This is a genomic window from Gracilibacillus salitolerans, from assembly GCF_009650095.1.
Taxonomy (GTDB): domain Bacteria; phylum Bacillota; class Bacilli; order Bacillales; family Amphibacillaceae; genus Gracilibacillus; species Gracilibacillus salitolerans.
Map to the genome: position 1 here is coordinate 3,027,528 of NZ_CP045915.1, position 15,984 is coordinate 3,043,511.

The following is a 15,984-nucleotide window of genomic DNA, read 5'->3' on the forward strand; positions in this document are numbered from 1 at the left end:
TAGTTGTTGACACATATGGGATGAACTGTTTAACGATGAATCAAAGTGATCATTTTGAAAGGAATAAAGGCTTTCCAACCGCTCCTGCTTGCCCACTTCGCATTCCAGGGGGCGCGCGTCTTCAGCTAACTTTGCAAAGTGGATCTTCAGATCGCGCTGGTCCCCTAGGAGTCGAAGTGGACGCCTGCGCTACATGAAATGCTACAATGGATGCGAATGGTAGCATTTCGACTCTTATTTCTTGCTATATATGGTACCATCCTTTTAGAACGTTCCAAAAGATAACGGTCATTACCATTGTAGAACAAACTATACAGCGGAGGCCACCCGCTTCAACTCCTACGGGATGGTTTTCTCCGAAGATCCACTTTTTCAAGCGATCTTTGCTTGGAAAAGTTAGCTTCGGAGAAAACCCCGTGGAAAGGGAAGTGGGCAGCCGAAGCGATTTCCTTGCACACGATAACTTTTATAATAAACAACATGACTTGTCTACTATATCTTTATTTCTTACACATTTTAAACGTGAATAGGATACCAAAATGCTGTGATACCAACGGTTATATACTTTTACCTTATAAAAAAAGCTTGCAAACCTTTTTGGCTTGCAAGCTTTTGGTGGATTAGGATAGCTTTTCAAATGCTTTTTCTGCTACTGCAATCGTTTTTTCAATATCTTCATCTGTATGAGCCATAGATAGAAAGAGTCCTTCAAATTGAGAAGGTGGAAGGAAGATTCCCTCTTCTGCCATTGTTCGATAATAAATCGCAAATGCTTCCGTATCTGATTTTGATGCTGTTTCATAGTTAACAACTGGTTCATCTGCGAAGAAGACTCCGACCATAGATCCCGCACGATTGATTTGTAATGGCACATTGTGTTTATCCGCTGCTAACCTGTACCCTTCAACAAGACGATCCACTTTCTTATTGATCACATCATAAGCAGTACGATCCATCGCCTTTAGTGTTTCTAAACCAGCCGTCATCGCAAGCGGATTACCAGATAATGTGCCAGCTTGATAGATATCGCCTACCGGAGCAATACGTTCCATGATCTCACGTTTACCTCCATACGCACCAACCGGTAAACCACCACCGATTACTTTTCCCAAACAAGTCAAATCCGGTGTAACCTCAAAATGACCTTGTGCACAATGATAGCCAACACGGAACCCTGTCATTACTTCATCAAAAATAAGCAAGGACTCGTGTTGATTAGTAATATCACGTAATGATGATAAGAAATTCTGACTTGGTGGAACAACTCCCATGTTTCCAGATACAGGTTCTACAATAATAGCTGCTATATCATCTCCAAATTGTTCAAAGGCATAACGAACACTTTCTAAATCATTGTAAGGTACTGTAATCGTGTGCTGTGCAATACTTTCTGGAACACCAGGGCTGTCTGGCAGACCTAAAGTCGCGACACCTGAACCAGCTTTAATAAGTAATGAATCACCATGGCCATGGTAGTTTCCTTCAAATTTCAAAATTTTATTTTTCCCGGTATAACCACGAGCTAGCCTCAAAGCACTCATCGTTGCTTCTGTACCTGAGTTAACCATACGAACCATTTCGATCGAAGGAACACGATCAATCACTAATTGTGCTAATTCATTTTCCAGTAATGTTGGGGCACCGAAGCTTGTCCCTTTTTCTGTTGTTTCTTTTAACTTTGAAACTACACGGTCATCCGCATGCCCTAATATTAATGGTCCCCAGCTTAATACATAATCAATGTATTCATTACCATCAATATCATAAATTTTAGATCCTTTTCCATATTCCATATAAATAGGATTCATTCCTACCGATTTAAACGCTCGGACAGGTGAATTAACCCCTCCTGGCATTAAGTTTACCGATTCCTTATATGCATCTACTGATTTCTGATTTTCACGCATGAGACCTGCCTCCTTATTTATTTTGAAGCCATTTTGCCACATCTTTTGCAAAATAGGTAATAATAATATCCGCTCCAGCTCGTTTCATTGCTGTTAGTTTCTCTAATACTATCGCCTGCTCATCAATCCAGCCCTTAAGACTAGCTGCTTTTACCATCGCATATTCTCCACTCACATTGTAAGCAACTACTGGGACAGGATGTTGATTCTTGACTTCACGAATAATATCCATATAGGATAATGCTGGTTTAACAATTAAAAAGTCGGCACCTTCTTCGATATCAGATGCTGCTTCACGCATTGCTTCTAATCGATTTGCTGGGTCCATTTGATACGTTTTTCTGTCACCGAATTGTGGCGTGCTTTCTGCCGCATCACGAAATGGACCATAAAAAGCAGAAGCATATTTAACAGCATAGGACATAATTGGAATATGTTTAAAACCAGCCTCATCTAGTCCTTGGCGAATGTTAGATACAAATCCGTCCATCATATTCGATGGTGCAATGATATCAGCACCAGCTTCTGCTTGCATAACAGCCGTTTTAACATGCAGAGGTAATGATTTGTCATTATCGACATCCTGATTCTCAATCACACCACAATGACCGTGGGATGTATACTCACATAAGCAAGTATCCGCAACTACAAGCAGTTGATCTGTCTTTTGTTTAATTTGACGAATGGCTAGTTGAACAATACCGTTCCGATCATAAGCACCAGAACCCACTTCATCTTTCTCAGTTGGCACTCCAAATAACAGGATAGAAGGAATACCAAGTGATAATAATTCATCAATTTCGTCATCCAAATGATCTAATGATACTTGAAAAACACCTGGCATCGAACTCACTTCATTTTTAATATTTTCCCCTTCGACAACGAATAACGGGTATACTAAATCATCTACTTTTAAATCTGTTTCACGAACAAATCGTCTCATAACACTGGAGTTTCTTAAGCGACGATGACGATCAAATTGTGCTTTTGTCATTATGCATCACCTTTTCTTATGTAATCACTATAAACTTCTACCATATTCTCTACTGTGAATGTTTCCGGATAAAGAATATGACTGAATGACCGCTCACATAAAGCATTTGCTGTTGTATCCCCGATGGCAACAGTAACCATATTATTTGTTGTTTGCTCATACAGATCGGGGGCTAAAAATTGCTGAAAAGCTTCAACAGTCGATGGACTGGTAAAAAATATCGCATCAACTTCTAAAACCTTCTGATTAAGCAATGATTTAGATTGCTCATTTTTTATTGTACGATAAATTACGATTTTTTCAAAAGATACTCCAGCTTCCTCGAGCAATTCAGGAATTTCTCTTCTGGCATTTTCACCACAAATAATCGCAATCCGTTTATTACTATTTCTATGTAAAAACTCTTCGACCATGGCTTTACCATTATATTTAGAAGGTTGAAAATCAACGGCATAACCATATTCATTTAATGACATTGCTGTTTTTTCACCAACAGCTGCAATGTTATTTTTCACTTGAATACCGAGCGTGGTTAAATATTGATGAAAAAAGCGAACCGTATTCACACTTGTAAAGAATAGCCAATCGAATGAAGCAATATTGGTCAATTGACTACGATTTACATCATCATATATTGTTTCAAAGCGAAGGAGCGGTACTCGTTCACAGCTAGCACCATACCCTTCAAGTAAATGGATTAAGGGGAGAGCTTGTCTTGCTTCCCTTGTCACCATTACTTTCTTACCTTTTAAAGGAAGACTCATTCCTGGTTCTCCTCAATTGCTTCATCCACTAATTCCTGTGCACCTTGGGCTTGGAGTTTTTCTGCTGCTTCTTTTCCAACTTGATGTGGATCTGTTCCAGTTACAGTCTCTTTTAATATCGTCTTCCCATCACTGCTTGCCACTAATGCAGTTAATACCACCTCATCGCCATCAAGGTATGCATAACCGCCAATTGGCACCTGACAACCGCCATTTAATAAATGCAAGAAGGTACGCTCTGCTGTTACTGTTTTTTCTGTGTATGCATCATTGATTTTTTCTAATAATTCTAATAGTTCATGGTCATCTTCTCTACACTCAATCGCTAAAGCACCTTGTCCAACAGCAGGTACACAAACATCAGGTTCTAAATATTCCGTCACAATATCTTCGCTCCAGCTCATTCTTTTCAAACCTGCTGCCGCTAGAATAATCGCATCAAAATTCTCTTCTTTTAACTTACGCATTCTTGTCTCGATATTTCCCCGAATCCATTGAATTTTCAGATCTGGTCTTGCTGCTAGGATTTGCGATCCTCGACGTAAACTGCTGGTTCCTACAACTGCCCCAGCAGGTAGATCTTCTAATTTAATATGATCATTGGAAATAAACGCATCCCGGTGATCTTCTCGTACTGGAATCGAGCCAATGATTAATCCATCTGGCATTACTGCAGGCATATCTTTCATACTATGTACAGCAAAATCAATCTCTTTGTCATACATTGCTTTCTCAATCTCTTTGACAAAGAGTCCTTTACCGCCCACTTTCGAAAGTGTGACATTAAGAATTTGATCCCCTTTTGTCACGATTTTTTTAATTTCAAATTCATATTTATCACCTACATGTTTCTTTAACTGCTCAATAACCCACTCTGACTGTGTCATTGCTAAATTACTTCTTCTTGAACCTACGACAATTTTACGCAAGCTAGTTGCCTCCTTTGTGATATGTTACATATGAAAGTTCGATAAACTGTTAAACAGGAAAAAGTTGATTAATAAAATAAGGAATGCAAATATATTCCAGCTCAAAATAGCTTTTCCTTTATAACCTTTTTGAATTCGCATGTATAAATAGCCAGCATAAATGATAAACACAATGATTGAACCGAGTGTTTTACTATCACCCCAGTAAAATTCTGTCCCCGTCATATATGCCCAGACTACTCCTAAAATAATCGATAACAATAGAAGTGGTTCACCCAGAACAATCGACTGAAATGCTCTTTTTTCCAATCCTTCTAAGTCTTGGAATCTTCGCAACCATTTATACCCTTTTTTCTTTTTAAGAAACTTATATTGCATATAGTAGAGACAAGCTAAAATAAACGAAATGGTGAAAAGACCATAGGATACGAGTGCAAGTACAATATGCGCAAAAAGCATTTCATCTAATACCAATGGAATCTGGGTAGAATCTGTGATTTGCATCGATCGTAATGTATGAATAATCATGATAAAAAAACCAAATACACTAATAAAGAACATAAAAAATTCGAGACGGAACAACCGATGAGCAATGAGAGAAAACGTAATAATAATCCAGGTATACGTATATAATCCATCGTTTAAAGTCTGTATCGGTATATTTGATGTGTGCAAAATTTCGGTTAATAAAAAAATGGTTTGAAAAAGCCAAACCATCGCAAGGAACCAGAAAGCGATCCTATTCGCTTTCCGGTTATGGTACAGAAAATCTATAAAATATATAATAACGGTAAAGCCATAAAGTAATAACATGCTCTCTTGTAAAAATCTTTCTTCGAACATATTGGAAAAACCACCCGATTAATGTGTTGACACATTTTGTAGTTTCTGTAAAACGCTATCCTTATTTTTTTCAAAGGTAATCACTTTATCATTTTCAGTTTTTTTTACTTCTTCTTTTACTCTGTCTTCTATATCAAAGATTTGCATAAATAATGCTAATGCCTGATCTGCATTTTTCTGACCGGCAAATTCTTTTGCCTGCAAGATAGGCTGTTTTAATATTTGATTAACAATGCTTTTTGTGTGTTTATTCAACACTTTACGTTCACGTTCAGTCAGATTAGGCATTTTGCGTTCAATACTTTTCATTGTCTCTTGCTGAATCAATAATGCTTGTTCACGCAAAGCAGTAATAACCGGTACAACTCCAAGTGTTTGCAACCATTCATTGAATGCAACAATCTCTTCTTCAATCCATAGCTCAATGACTACGGCAGCTTCTTTTCGAGCCTCAAGATTGGCATCTACTACATTTTGCAGATCATCGATATCATATAAGAAAACATTATCTACAGACTCCAAAGCCGGATCTAAATCTCTAGGCACTGCAATATCAACTAGGAATAACGGACGTCCTTTACGCTGCTTTTCAACACGTTGATAAAGATCTTGTGTAATCATGTAATCATTCGCGCCAGTAGAACTGATGACAATATCAGCCTCCACTAGAGTTTCTTCGAGATCTGCAGTTGATTTCGCAACACCATTAAACTGGTTCGCAAGTTGTTCTGCTTTCTCCATGGTACGATTAACAACTGTTACTTGCTTAGCTCCAGAACCATAGATATTTTTGGCAGCTAATTCGCCCATTTTACCAGCACCAATAATGACAATGTGTTTTTGTTTCAAATCAGTGAATATCTTTTTCGCTAATTCTACCGCTGCATAGCTTACAGATACGGCATTCTCATTTATTGATGTTTCACGTTGACTTTTTTTACCAATCGTTATCGCTTGCTTGAAAAGCTCATTAAAAATAGTACCAGTCAATTTTTGTTTTTGCGCATCTAAAAAAATCTGCTTAATTTGACCCAAAATTTGCGTTTCACCCATCACCATAGATTCTAATCCACAGCTTAAGCGGAATAAATGTTCCACTGCTGCTTCGTTTTCATACATAATAAGGTGTGGTGCAAATGCGTCCTTTTCAATACCAAACCAGTCGGCCAAATACTGTTTGATAAAATATCTTCCTGTATGAAGTTGATCAACTACTGCATAAATTTCCGTGCGATTACAGGTAGAAATGATGACATTCTCCAAAATGCTTTTTCTACTGTTTAATTCTGTCATCGCATCAGTAATCGTATCTTCACCGAATGCAAGCATTTCTCTTACTTCGACAGGAGCTGTTTTATAATTTATACTCGCTGCTAAAATATGCACTGTATCTACCCCCAAAAAAACAAAAGCCTAACACAATAATAATAATTATTATAACATGTTTTCATTTCGAAATCGTGATGATTTTATGAACAGTTTACGAATCATCTATGATAAAATGAAAGAAGTTGTTGTGTAATGTTGAATTCATAAGTACTTTATCATATTCAATATATTTAATCAAGAAAATAAATCTAACTTAATAATAATTTTAATCTAGGAGTGTTTGTTTTTGAAAAATAATGGTCTTGTAGCTTATTTATTGATTGGGATTGGACTTTATTTCTTATTACGAGAATTACGTCTCCCTATTTTAACCGATTTTTACTCATGGCCTACATTATTAATTTTAATTGGAGCAGCTTTTCTTATACACGCTTTCTCATCCAGGGACTTTAAGAATGTTTTTCCTGGTATCTTGCTACTTGGACTAGGAATCCATTTTCACGCTATCACCCATTATGGATTTTGGATTGATCATTGGGGGATGTATACGCTGATCATTGCAATTGCTTTTTTAGCTCGAGCAATTAAAACGAGAAAAGGATTTATTCCCGGTATTATTTTATTAGTGATATCGATTTTTGCCATCTTTGTTGATAATCAACCAGGGTGGTTTAACTGGATACACCAGCTTATGAATTGGATCAAACGCTTTTGGCCGATCGTATTAATAGGACTTGGAGTTTATCTCCTCTTGAAAAAAAGATAAATTGTGATATGATGGCTATGCTTTTTGAATACAGAAACCTTTGAAAATAGAGAGAGAAAAGAAGGTGAAAGTATGAGAAACAATTTTGCTTATTTCGTAACGCTTATTGGTGCAAGCTTTTGGGGTCTGACTGGTTTATTTGTGGACGGATTATATAATGAAGGTTTTACTGCATGGGAGATCGTCACCATCCGTTTGACTATTTCTACTGTTATATTGATGTCTATAATTGCCATCATTTCACCAGGAAAATTACGTATTCAATTCAAACATATCCCACATTTTATTGGATTAGGTGTGTTTGGTATAGTTTTGTTCAATTGGTTTTATTTTACTGTGATGAAACAGACATCCTTATCAATAGCCGTAGTTTTACTTTACACTGCACCTGTTTTTGTTACGATATTATCTAAATATTTCTTTAAGGAATCCATTACTAGCAGAAAAATTGCTTCTTTATTCTTGACGATAGTTGGATGTGCACTGGCTATTCAACTGCTTCCTGTTGGACGTATGCAAATTCCTTTTATTAGTGTTGTTTTAGGTTTACTATCTGCCTTTTTCTGTGGTTTGTACAGTATCATTGGTAAAGAGATAAGCAGACATTATAATTTTCTTACTATAACTGTCTATGCGCTATTTATGGGTAGTATTTTTATCCTTCCAACAAGCAAGTTATGGAACAAGTCAGAAGCTTTTCAATCAATTGATGTCTGGTTTAATATATGTGGTATCGTTATTATATCTACGATTGGTGCCTATACACTTTACACGTTTGGACTTACTCACATCGAATCAAGTAAAGCTGCAATTCTTGGAGCAATGGAACCGATAGTTGCTGTATTAATTGGTGTAATCATTTTTGATGACCACTTAAGCTTTTTACAAGTCATTGGTATCATATTAGTCATTAGTGCAGCATTCCTTACTGTTTACCATAAACAAAGAAAAATTAACAGACATACAAAAACCGAGCAATAATACTCGGTTTTTGTATGTCTTTTTTATAATAATGAATGAAGGGAGATCTGCCCTGCCCTCGTTTAGCTTCCATTAATCGCCTTATAAAGAACAGTTTTTCAACGAGTATATTCTCGTTTCGATGAACAAATGAAACCAAAAAATGTAACTCACTTTATATAATTTAATAAATAACTCCACACGTCTTCCTTTCCTTCGCTCGTTTCAGCTGAGAAAGGAATGACACTATCATCCGGGTCTAGTTCGAGCGTATCAATCACTCTTTTAATATGTGTCGCTTTTTTATTTTTGGGGATTTTATCCAGTTTAGTCGCGATCACCAAAACAGGGATCTCATAATACTTCAAGAAGTCATACATCATCACGTCATCTTCTGATGGTTTATGGCGGATATCAACAATCATTACAGTTAACCTTAACATATCACGAAGCGAGAAATATTCTTCCATCATCTTGCCCCATTTTTCCCGCTCTTTTTTAGATACTTTGGCATAGCCATAACCCGGAACATCAACAAAGTAAAAGGCATCATTAATGTTATAAAAATTTAATGTTTGGGTTTTTCCAGGTTTTGAAGATGTTCGTGCTAAATTTTTCCGATTGATCAATTTATTAATAAAAGATGATTTTCCAACGTTAGAACGACCAGCTAAGGCAATCTCTGGCCACCTGTCCGTTGGATATTGCTTTTCGGACACTGCACTAATAACTATTTCTGCTTTATTGACTTTCATTGTTCTCCTCCAGTAAGGCATATTCTAACACAGTATCTAAATGGTCAACCGGAATGAAAGTCAAGCCTTCCCGAACACTTTCTGGTATATCTTCTAAGTCTTTTTTGTTATCAGCTGGAATAATAATCGTCGTAATACCTGCCCTGTGTGCACTTAGTGATTTCTCTTTCAGTCCACCGATCGGAAGTACTCGGCCTCTTAAGGTAATTTCTCCTGTCATTCCTACTTCTTTGCGTACCGGTCGTCCTGTTAAAGAAGACACAAGAGCAGTTGCCATCGTAATTCCTGCTGATGGACCATCTTTTGGTGTAGCACCTTCAGGAACGTGAATATGGATATCATATTTTTCATGAAAATCCGGATCTATTTTTAATTGATCTGCTCTTGAACGTATATAACTGAAAGCAGCTTGTGCTGATTCCTTCATGACATCTCCCAGTTTACCAGTTAAGGTTAGTTTTCCTTTACCTTTTGAAATACTGACCTCAATCGATAAAATATCACCACCTGCAGAAGTATATGCCAAACCAGTGGCAGCACCAATTTGATGTTCTTCCTCCATCATGCCGTAACGGAATTTTGGTTTACCTAAAATTGTTTCTAATTGTTTTTCTGTAACGATGACGCGTTGCTTTTCACCCGAGACAATGATTTTAGCAGCCTTCCTACAAATAGAAGCAAGCATACGTTCCAATCCACGAACTCCTGCTTCTCTTGTATACACACGAATAAGCTTCAATAATGCTTCATCACGGATCTGCATGTGACCTTTCTTAAGACCATTTTCTTTTAACTGTTTCGGTAATAAATGTTGTTTAGCTATGTGTAATTTTTCTAATTCGGTGTATCCAGCAATCGAAATAACTTCCATTCGATCCAATAAAGGTCGTGGTACAGTTGCTAAATTATTCGCAGTAGCAACAAACATAACTTTAGACAGGTCGTACGTTTCTTCTAAATAATGATCACTGAACGTATTATTTTGCTCAGGATCTAATACTTCCAACATAGCAGCTGAAGGGTCTCCACGGAAATCATTAGACATCTTATCAATTTCATCTAATAAAAAGACAGGATTAATGGTTTCTGCTTTCTTCATACCTTGTATAATTCGACCAGGCATAGCTCCTACATATGTGCGACGATGACCACGAATTTCCGCTTCATCTCGGACACCGCCGAGTGAAACGCGGACAAATTGACGATCAATAGATCTTGCCACAGATTTAGCCAAGGATGTTTTACCCACTCCTGGCGGTCCTACCAAACAAAGTATAGGGCCTTTCAAAGAATTGGTTAGTTGTTGAACAGCTAAATATTCAAGAACACGCTCTTTTACCTTTTCCAGACCATAATGGTCCTCATCTAAGACTTTTTCTGCATGGTTTATATCAAGGTTATCTTCTGTTTCTTCTGTCCATGGTAATGAAAGTACCCAATCAATATAGTTACGTATTACCGAGCTTTCTGCCGAACTTTGTGGAACTCTTTCGTATCGGTTTAATTCTTTTTCTATCAGTTCTACTACACGGTCAGGTAAGTCCTTTTCTTCTAGCTTCTTTCTTAATGCTGCTAATTCACCTGTTTTGCCATCTTTATCACCTAGTTCATTTTGGATAGCTTTCATCTGTTCCCGTAAGTAGTATTCTTTTTGTGTCTCTTCCATGGATTTTTTAACACGTTGTCCAATTTTTCGTTCTAATTCTAATACTTCTTTTTCATTGGAGATAATCTCCAATAATTTTCGAAGTCGTTTAGTAACATCTAACGTTTCAAGTACTTCTTGCTTGTCTGACATCTTTAATGTAATGTGAGATGCTACAAGATCTGCAAACCGACTAGGCTCCTCAATATCCGTAACACTGGCCAATGTTTCTTTGCTAACCTTTTTTGAAATTTTAGTATAGTGCTCAAATTGCTCTAACAACGCTCGCATTAATGCATCTTCTTCAGGTTGTTTCTGATGTACATCTTCCACTTTTTCAATCTCAACAAAAAATTGCTTCTCTTCATTAATAAATTGTTGAATTTCAGCACGGTATAAACCTTCTACTAATACTCTCATTGTTCCGTTCGGTAGTTTGAGCATTTGATTCACTTTTGCTACCGTACCAATCGTATTAATTTCTTCTGTTTTTGGATCATCTACTGCGCTTTCTTTTTGAGCAGCAAGAAATATGTTCTGATCATTCATCATCGCTTTCTCTAGAGCTTGAATAGATTTTTCTCGCCCGACATCTAAATGAATCACCATGCCAGGAAATACAATTAACCCTCGTAATGGTAAAAGCGGAATATGTATGAATTTGGATTCTGTCATATGGCACCTCCGTCAAAGCTACTAGTTCTTGTGTATACAAACTGAAATAATCACCATATCTTTTGGCGAATGCCTTCGTTCGTTTATACTATAGCCAATTAAAAAATATACATACCTATAGTATAATTTATTAATACCTAGTATCATTGTTTGAATTCTTCTATTGTTATAAGTTTAAAGAAGTTTTGTTTTTTTGTAAATCTAAAAGTATTTTTTCTTAGTTTTACCTATGGATTTAAAACAATACAAAATCCCTTGTTATACAACAAGGGATTTTTTTACCTATTACGCACTTTCTTTTGGAGATTCAAGGTCGATAACTGTTCCATCCTCATGAACTAGTTTTGGTCGGCCATTTTCTTTCGTAACCGTTTCTTCTGTAAGAATACATTTCTTAATATCATCACGTGAAGGCAGTTCAAACATAACATCTAACATAATACTTTCCAGTATAGATCTTAAACCACGAGCACCTGTTTTTCGTTCAATTGCTTTTTGGGCAACAGCTTCTAAAGCAGCTTCTTCAAATTCCAACTCTACATCGTCAATTTCAAAAAGCTTATTATACTGTTTGACTAAAGCGTTTTTCGGTTTTGTTAAAATTTCTACCAGTGCTTTTTCATCCAGTGGCTCTAGGCTTCCGATTACTGGCAAACGGCCAATAAATTCCGGAATTAAACCAAAGCGTAATAAATCTTCCGGAAGCACTTTAGATAGTAAAGTTGCCTTATCTAATTCTTGATTGTCTGATTCAGAACCAAAGCCAATTACTTTCTTACCAAGACGACGCTTCACAATCTGTTCAATTCCATCAAATGCTCCACCGCAAATAAACAAAATATTAGTGGTGTCAATTTGAATAAATTCTTGATGTGGATGCTTTCTTCCACCTTGAGGAGGCACACTTGCCGTTGTACCTTCAAGAATTTTTAGCAGTGCCTGTTGAACACCTTCGCCTGATACATCACGTGTAATAGAAGGGTTCTCTGACTTTCGTGCAACTTTATCAATTTCATCAATATAAATAATACCTTTTTCCGCTTTTTCAACGTCATAATCAGCTGATTGAATAAGCTTTAACAAGATATTTTCTACATCTTCCCCTACATATCCAGCTTCCGTTAACGATGTCGCATCTGCTATAGCAAATGGTACATTTAATATACGTGCGAGGGTTTGAGCAAGTAATGTTTTACCGCTACCTGTAGGACCAATCATTGCGATATTACTTTTAGATATTTCAACCTCATCTTTAGATTTTGGTGAATTGATACGCTTATAATGGTTGTATACCGCTACAGATAAATTTTTCTTTGCCTTCTGCTGACCTATTACGTAATCATCTAAGATTTCACAGATTTCTTGTGGTTTAGGAATATCTTTATATTCCACTTCTTCTTCTGTACCTAATTCCTCTTCCACAATCTCTGTACAAAGTTCAATACATTCATCACATATATAAACACCTGGTCCAGCAACTAACTTACGAACCTGGTCTTGGCTTTTTCCACAGAATGAACATTTCAATTGACCTTTTTCTTCATTAAATTTATACATGACATTCACCCCTTGTTCAAAAAATATCTCCTATGATTCCATAAAAACGATTAAACACTTTTCGTCTTTAGGCAATCATATCAAATTGTTCCGAAATAAAAAAGTAATACACTTTTTCAAGTTTTTAAAGCGTATCAGTCTTTTATCTCGATTACAAATAGTTTGCTTTTTGGAGAAGAGTTTTCTTTATGTATATGTTAGTCTTTCCAAATGTATATCCTTCTATTTCATTCATCTAATTTTTTATGTAAAAAATATGGGGCTGTATTGTTAGGCAGGATTAAGGATTCATATTTATAGAAAACAAGGTACGGAGAATAACGCACCTTGTTTTCACTTATTATTTATTTTGCTTTGCTGTTATCAACAAGTACATCAATTGCTTTTTTGAATTTTAAGTCATCTTGAAGTGCTGCAGTGTTTCCACCAAGCGCTTGTTTAATTTGGTCGATTTCCATATTATACATAGAAGCCATTGACTCTAATTCTTTCTCCACATCTTCATCTGTTACTTCTACATTTTCAGCAGCAGCAATTGCTTCTAGTGTCAAGTTAGTCTTTACACGTTTTCCAGCATCCTCTTTCATTTGCTCTTTTAACGCGTCTTCATCTTGACCAGAGAATTGGGAGTACATATCTAAAGTCATACCTTGCATTTGCAGTCTTTGTTCAAATTCCTGAAGCATACGATCTAATTCAGATTGTACCATCGCTTCTGGTACCTCTACTTCTGCATTGTCAGATGCTTGTTTAACTAATTCTTCACGTTTGTTAGCATCAGCTTCGTTTTCTTTTTGTTCTTGCAGACGTTTCTTCGTTTTTTCTTTTAATTCATCAAGTGTTTCCACTTCTTCGTCTACGTCTTTAGCAAATTCATCATCCAATTCTGGAAGTTCTTTTGCTTTAATTTCATGGATTTTCACTTTAAAAGTAGCTTCTTTTCCAGCTAAGTTTTCTGCATGGTATTCTTCAGGGAAAGTAATTTCAACATCTAGTTCTTCTCCTGCTTTTTTACCCACTAACTGTTCTTCAAAGCCTGGAATGAAAGAGCCAGAACCAATTTCTAATGAATGGTTATCCGCTTGGCCGCCTTCAAAAGCTTCACCGTCAACGAAACCTTCAAAGTCAATGACAGCTGTATCACCGTTCTCGATTTCGCCATCTTCTTTTACAACAAGTTCAGCTTGTTGTTCTTGTTGTTTTTTAATTTCTTCTTCTACATCTTCGTCTGTTAATTCTGTGCTTACTTCTTCTACTTCAAGTCCTTTATAGTCGCCAAGTTTTACTTCAGGCTTCACCGTAACTTTTGCAGTGAAAATAAGGTTTTTCCCTTTTTCGATTTGTTCAATATCTACTTCTGGTTGATCTACTGGTTCGATACCAGTTTCTTCTACTGCACTTGTGTATTCACCAGGAAGAATAATATCTACAGCATCTTGGTATAATGATTCTACACCAAAACGTTTTTCGAACATTCCTCTTGGCATTTTTCCTTTACGGAAACCAGGTACTTGTACTTGCTTTACAACCTTCTTAAAGGCCTGGTCTAAAGCACTATCGAATTTGTCTGCATCTACTTCTACAGTTAAGACGCCGACATTACCTTCTTGCTTTTCCCATTTTGCTGTCATTCTAAATTCCCTCCAACATAAATAAATCTTTATATTTGACGTTCATTCAATATACCATCCTATAATAGTCCGAACGCAAATTGCAACCATCTTATTATAACATAATTGCATTTCCTTTCAATAATAATAATGTATGTAGTAAAATTTTTGCAATCAATATCGTCAGAAAGTCATTACACATCTAAAATAGTTCCATACAGTGTTTCTGAAATGTCAATCATTTTTAAATAATGTTCTTTGATAACAGAAATATGATGATCATCTTCTTGATCGAAATATTGAAAGCTTCTACTCACGTAGTACAACAACGACTCAGCTAAGATTTCATAGTTTTCTTCTTGTGGTAAAAAAGGGGTGTACACATACGCAAAGCGTTCTAAAAGGAATAGAATCATTTGATATTTAGTAGGGTCTTGCTGCTGTATGTTATCTAAAAAACGGGTGACGCCTGTTATAAATGAAACAGGTAAAATGTCATCTAGTTCTCGCATATGTATTTCATCTGTCAATTGAAATTTCTCAATATGTATCGGTTGCTCTGGCTCTACTTTTTGATAATATTCCAATAACGCGGTCTTTACCACGGGATGAATTTCTGGATTCTTTAACATCTCTCTAAAAAACAGTTTGTCATGGTATACTTCCAGTTGAAGTAAGCGCTTCACCATATACCATTGCTGACGATCATTTTTCTGTTTAATTGCTTCCTCTAATTGCTTTTGAACTTCTATGTATGATTTTTTATCTTCCTGTTGCTGCAGTTCTTTGCTTAATTGATACATATGTCGTAATTGATCTATTATATGGGAAGGAATATCTGTTTGTGTTAATGCGTCATCAATCAGAAACATCACCTTATTATACTTACTTGACTGAAATAACAAAGTTGCATATATATGTATATATGAAGCAAAATAAGTATCTTTTTTTGCAATTAATTCCTCACATAAATCTTCCGCATCATCTTGCATGTTTAGTTCCATCATACATATTAATTTTCCTGTCATTACTTCATGTGATTGGACACCGTTTTCCGTTAATTGATGGAAATAATCATACGCTTCACTGAAACGATTTTCCTGCATGGCAGTTTTTGCTTTGCCTTCTAGATTATCTTTCCATTTAGGAAAAATAATGAGGTTTTTCCGTTCTTCTTCCATTATCTCACCTGCCTTTCTCTAATAATAGTAGATCCTATTATAAAGTTTATTCTAACATTACTCAAGCAC

Annotated in this window: 13 protein-coding genes; 2 read left to right on the plus strand and 11 right to left on the minus strand. The window is 36.2% G+C overall.

Features of this window, described 5'->3' with window-relative positions:
• Positions 1-620: 620 nt before the first annotated feature.
• The 6 genes from hemL to hemA are packed head-to-tail and all read right to left on the minus strand — an operon-like array spanning position 621 to position 6,823.
• Positions 621-1,907 (minus strand): glutamate-1-semialdehyde 2,1-aminomutase, encoded by a 1,287-nt coding sequence (hemL, locus tag GI584_RS14565; RefSeq protein ID WP_153791664.1) that lies wholly within the window; start codon positions 1,905-1,907, stop codon positions 621-623.
• A gap of 13 nt (positions 1,908-1,920) precedes the next feature.
• Positions 1,921-2,901, minus strand: a complete 981-nt coding sequence (gene hemB / locus GI584_RS14570) for a porphobilinogen synthase (protein ID WP_100360025.1) — start codon at positions 2,899-2,901, stop codon at positions 1,921-1,923.
• Positions 2,901-3,665 carry a uroporphyrinogen-III synthase gene (locus GI584_RS14575; RefSeq protein ID WP_153791665.1) on the minus strand — a complete coding sequence of 255 codons (765 nt, stop codon included), beginning with the start codon at positions 3,663-3,665 and terminating at the stop codon, positions 2,901-2,903. The genes hemB and GI584_RS14575 overlap by 1 nt, the downstream gene beginning before the upstream one ends.
• On the minus strand, positions 3,662-4,594 hold the full coding sequence (gene hemC / locus GI584_RS14580) for a hydroxymethylbilane synthase (protein ID WP_153791666.1): 933 nt from the start codon (positions 4,592-4,594) through the stop codon (positions 3,662-3,664). Before hemC ends, GI584_RS14575 begins: the two co-directional genes overlap by 4 nt.
• 24 nt (positions 4,595-4,618) lie before the next feature.
• Positions 4,619-5,437 carry a cytochrome C assembly family protein gene (locus tag GI584_RS14585; RefSeq protein ID WP_100360022.1) on the minus strand — a complete coding sequence of 273 codons (819 nt, stop codon included), beginning with the start codon at positions 5,435-5,437 and terminating at the stop codon, positions 4,619-4,621.
• A gap of 18 nt (positions 5,438-5,455) precedes the next feature.
• A complete protein-coding gene (gene hemA, locus GI584_RS14590) occupies positions 5,456-6,823 on the minus strand; it encodes a glutamyl-tRNA reductase (protein WP_153791667.1) in 1,368 nt (455 codons plus the stop codon).
• A 229-nt stretch (positions 6,824-7,052) separates the two neighbouring features.
• Here hemA and GI584_RS14595 point away from each other — a divergent pair, with 229 nt between their 5' ends.
• Both GI584_RS14595 and GI584_RS14600 read left to right on the plus strand, forming a co-directional pair.
• Complete coding sequence (locus GI584_RS14595) at positions 7,053-7,532, plus strand: LiaI-LiaF-like domain-containing protein (protein ID WP_153791668.1); 480 nt, start codon at positions 7,053-7,055, stop codon at positions 7,530-7,532.
• A 72-nt stretch (positions 7,533-7,604) separates the two neighbouring features.
• Positions 7,605-8,513 (plus strand): DMT family transporter, encoded by a 909-nt coding sequence (locus GI584_RS14600; RefSeq protein WP_153791669.1) that lies wholly within the window; start codon positions 7,605-7,607, stop codon positions 8,511-8,513.
• A 149-nt stretch (positions 8,514-8,662) separates the two neighbouring features.
• Here GI584_RS14600 and yihA read toward each other — a convergent pair whose 3' ends face one another.
• The 5 genes from yihA to GI584_RS14625 all read right to left on the minus strand — a co-directional run bounded on the left by yihA (position 8,663) and on the right by GI584_RS14625 (position 15,915).
• Positions 8,663-9,247, minus strand: a complete 585-nt coding sequence (gene yihA / locus GI584_RS14605; RefSeq protein ID WP_100360019.1) for a ribosome biogenesis GTP-binding protein YihA/YsxC — start codon at positions 9,245-9,247, stop codon at positions 8,663-8,665.
• Positions 9,234-11,567, minus strand: a complete 2,334-nt coding sequence (lon, locus tag GI584_RS14610; protein ID WP_153791670.1) for an endopeptidase La — start codon at positions 11,565-11,567, stop codon at positions 9,234-9,236. Before lon ends, yihA begins: the two co-directional genes overlap by 14 nt.
• Before the next feature lie 285 nt (positions 11,568-11,852).
• Positions 11,853-13,124 (minus strand): ATP-dependent protease ATP-binding subunit ClpX, encoded by a 1,272-nt coding sequence (gene clpX, locus GI584_RS14615; RefSeq protein WP_100360017.1) that lies wholly within the window; start codon positions 13,122-13,124, stop codon positions 11,853-11,855.
• 344 nt (positions 13,125-13,468) lie between these two features.
• Complete coding sequence (tig, locus tag GI584_RS14620; protein ID WP_100360016.1) at positions 13,469-14,755, minus strand: trigger factor; 1,287 nt, start codon at positions 14,753-14,755, stop codon at positions 13,469-13,471.
• 173 nt (positions 14,756-14,928) lie between these two features.
• Positions 14,929-15,915 (minus strand): hypothetical protein, encoded by a 987-nt coding sequence (locus GI584_RS14625; RefSeq protein ID WP_153791671.1) that lies wholly within the window; start codon positions 15,913-15,915, stop codon positions 14,929-14,931.
• Positions 15,916-15,984: the final 69 nt, after the last annotated feature.

Bases quoted from the DNA above. Each gene is read 5' to 3' on its own strand.
- hemL (WP_153791664.1), bottom strand. From the start codon at position 1,907: ATGCGTGAAAATCAGAAATCAGTAGATGCATATAAGGAATCGGTAAAC.
- hemB (WP_100360025.1), bottom strand. From the start codon at position 2,901: ATGACAAAAGCACAATTTGATCGTCATCGTCGCTTAAGAAACTCCAGT.
- GI584_RS14575 (WP_153791665.1), bottom strand. From the start codon at position 3,665: ATGAGTCTTCCTTTAAAAGGTAAGAAAGTAATGGTGACAAGGGAAGCA.
- GI584_RS14585 (WP_100360022.1), bottom strand. From the start codon at position 5,437: ATGTTCGAAGAAAGATTTTTACAAGAGAGCATGTTATTACTTTATGGC.
- GI584_RS14600 (WP_153791669.1), top strand. From the start codon at position 7,605: ATGAGAAACAATTTTGCTTATTTCGTAACGCTTATTGGTGCAAGCTTT.
- yihA (WP_100360019.1), bottom strand. From the start codon at position 9,247: ATGAAAGTCAATAAAGCAGAAATAGTTATTAGTGCAGTGTCCGAAAAG.
- lon (WP_153791670.1), bottom strand. From the start codon at position 11,567: ATGACAGAATCCAAATTCATACATATTCCGCTTTTACCATTACGAGGG.
- clpX (WP_100360017.1), bottom strand. From the start codon at position 13,124: ATGTATAAATTTAATGAAGAAAAAGGTCAATTGAAATGTTCATTCTGT.
- tig (WP_100360016.1), bottom strand. From the start codon at position 14,755: ATGACAGCAAAATGGGAAAAGCAAGAAGGTAATGTCGGCGTCTTAACT.
- GI584_RS14625 (WP_153791671.1), bottom strand. From the start codon at position 15,915: ATGGAAGAAGAACGGAAAAACCTCATTATTTTTCCTAAATGGAAAGAT.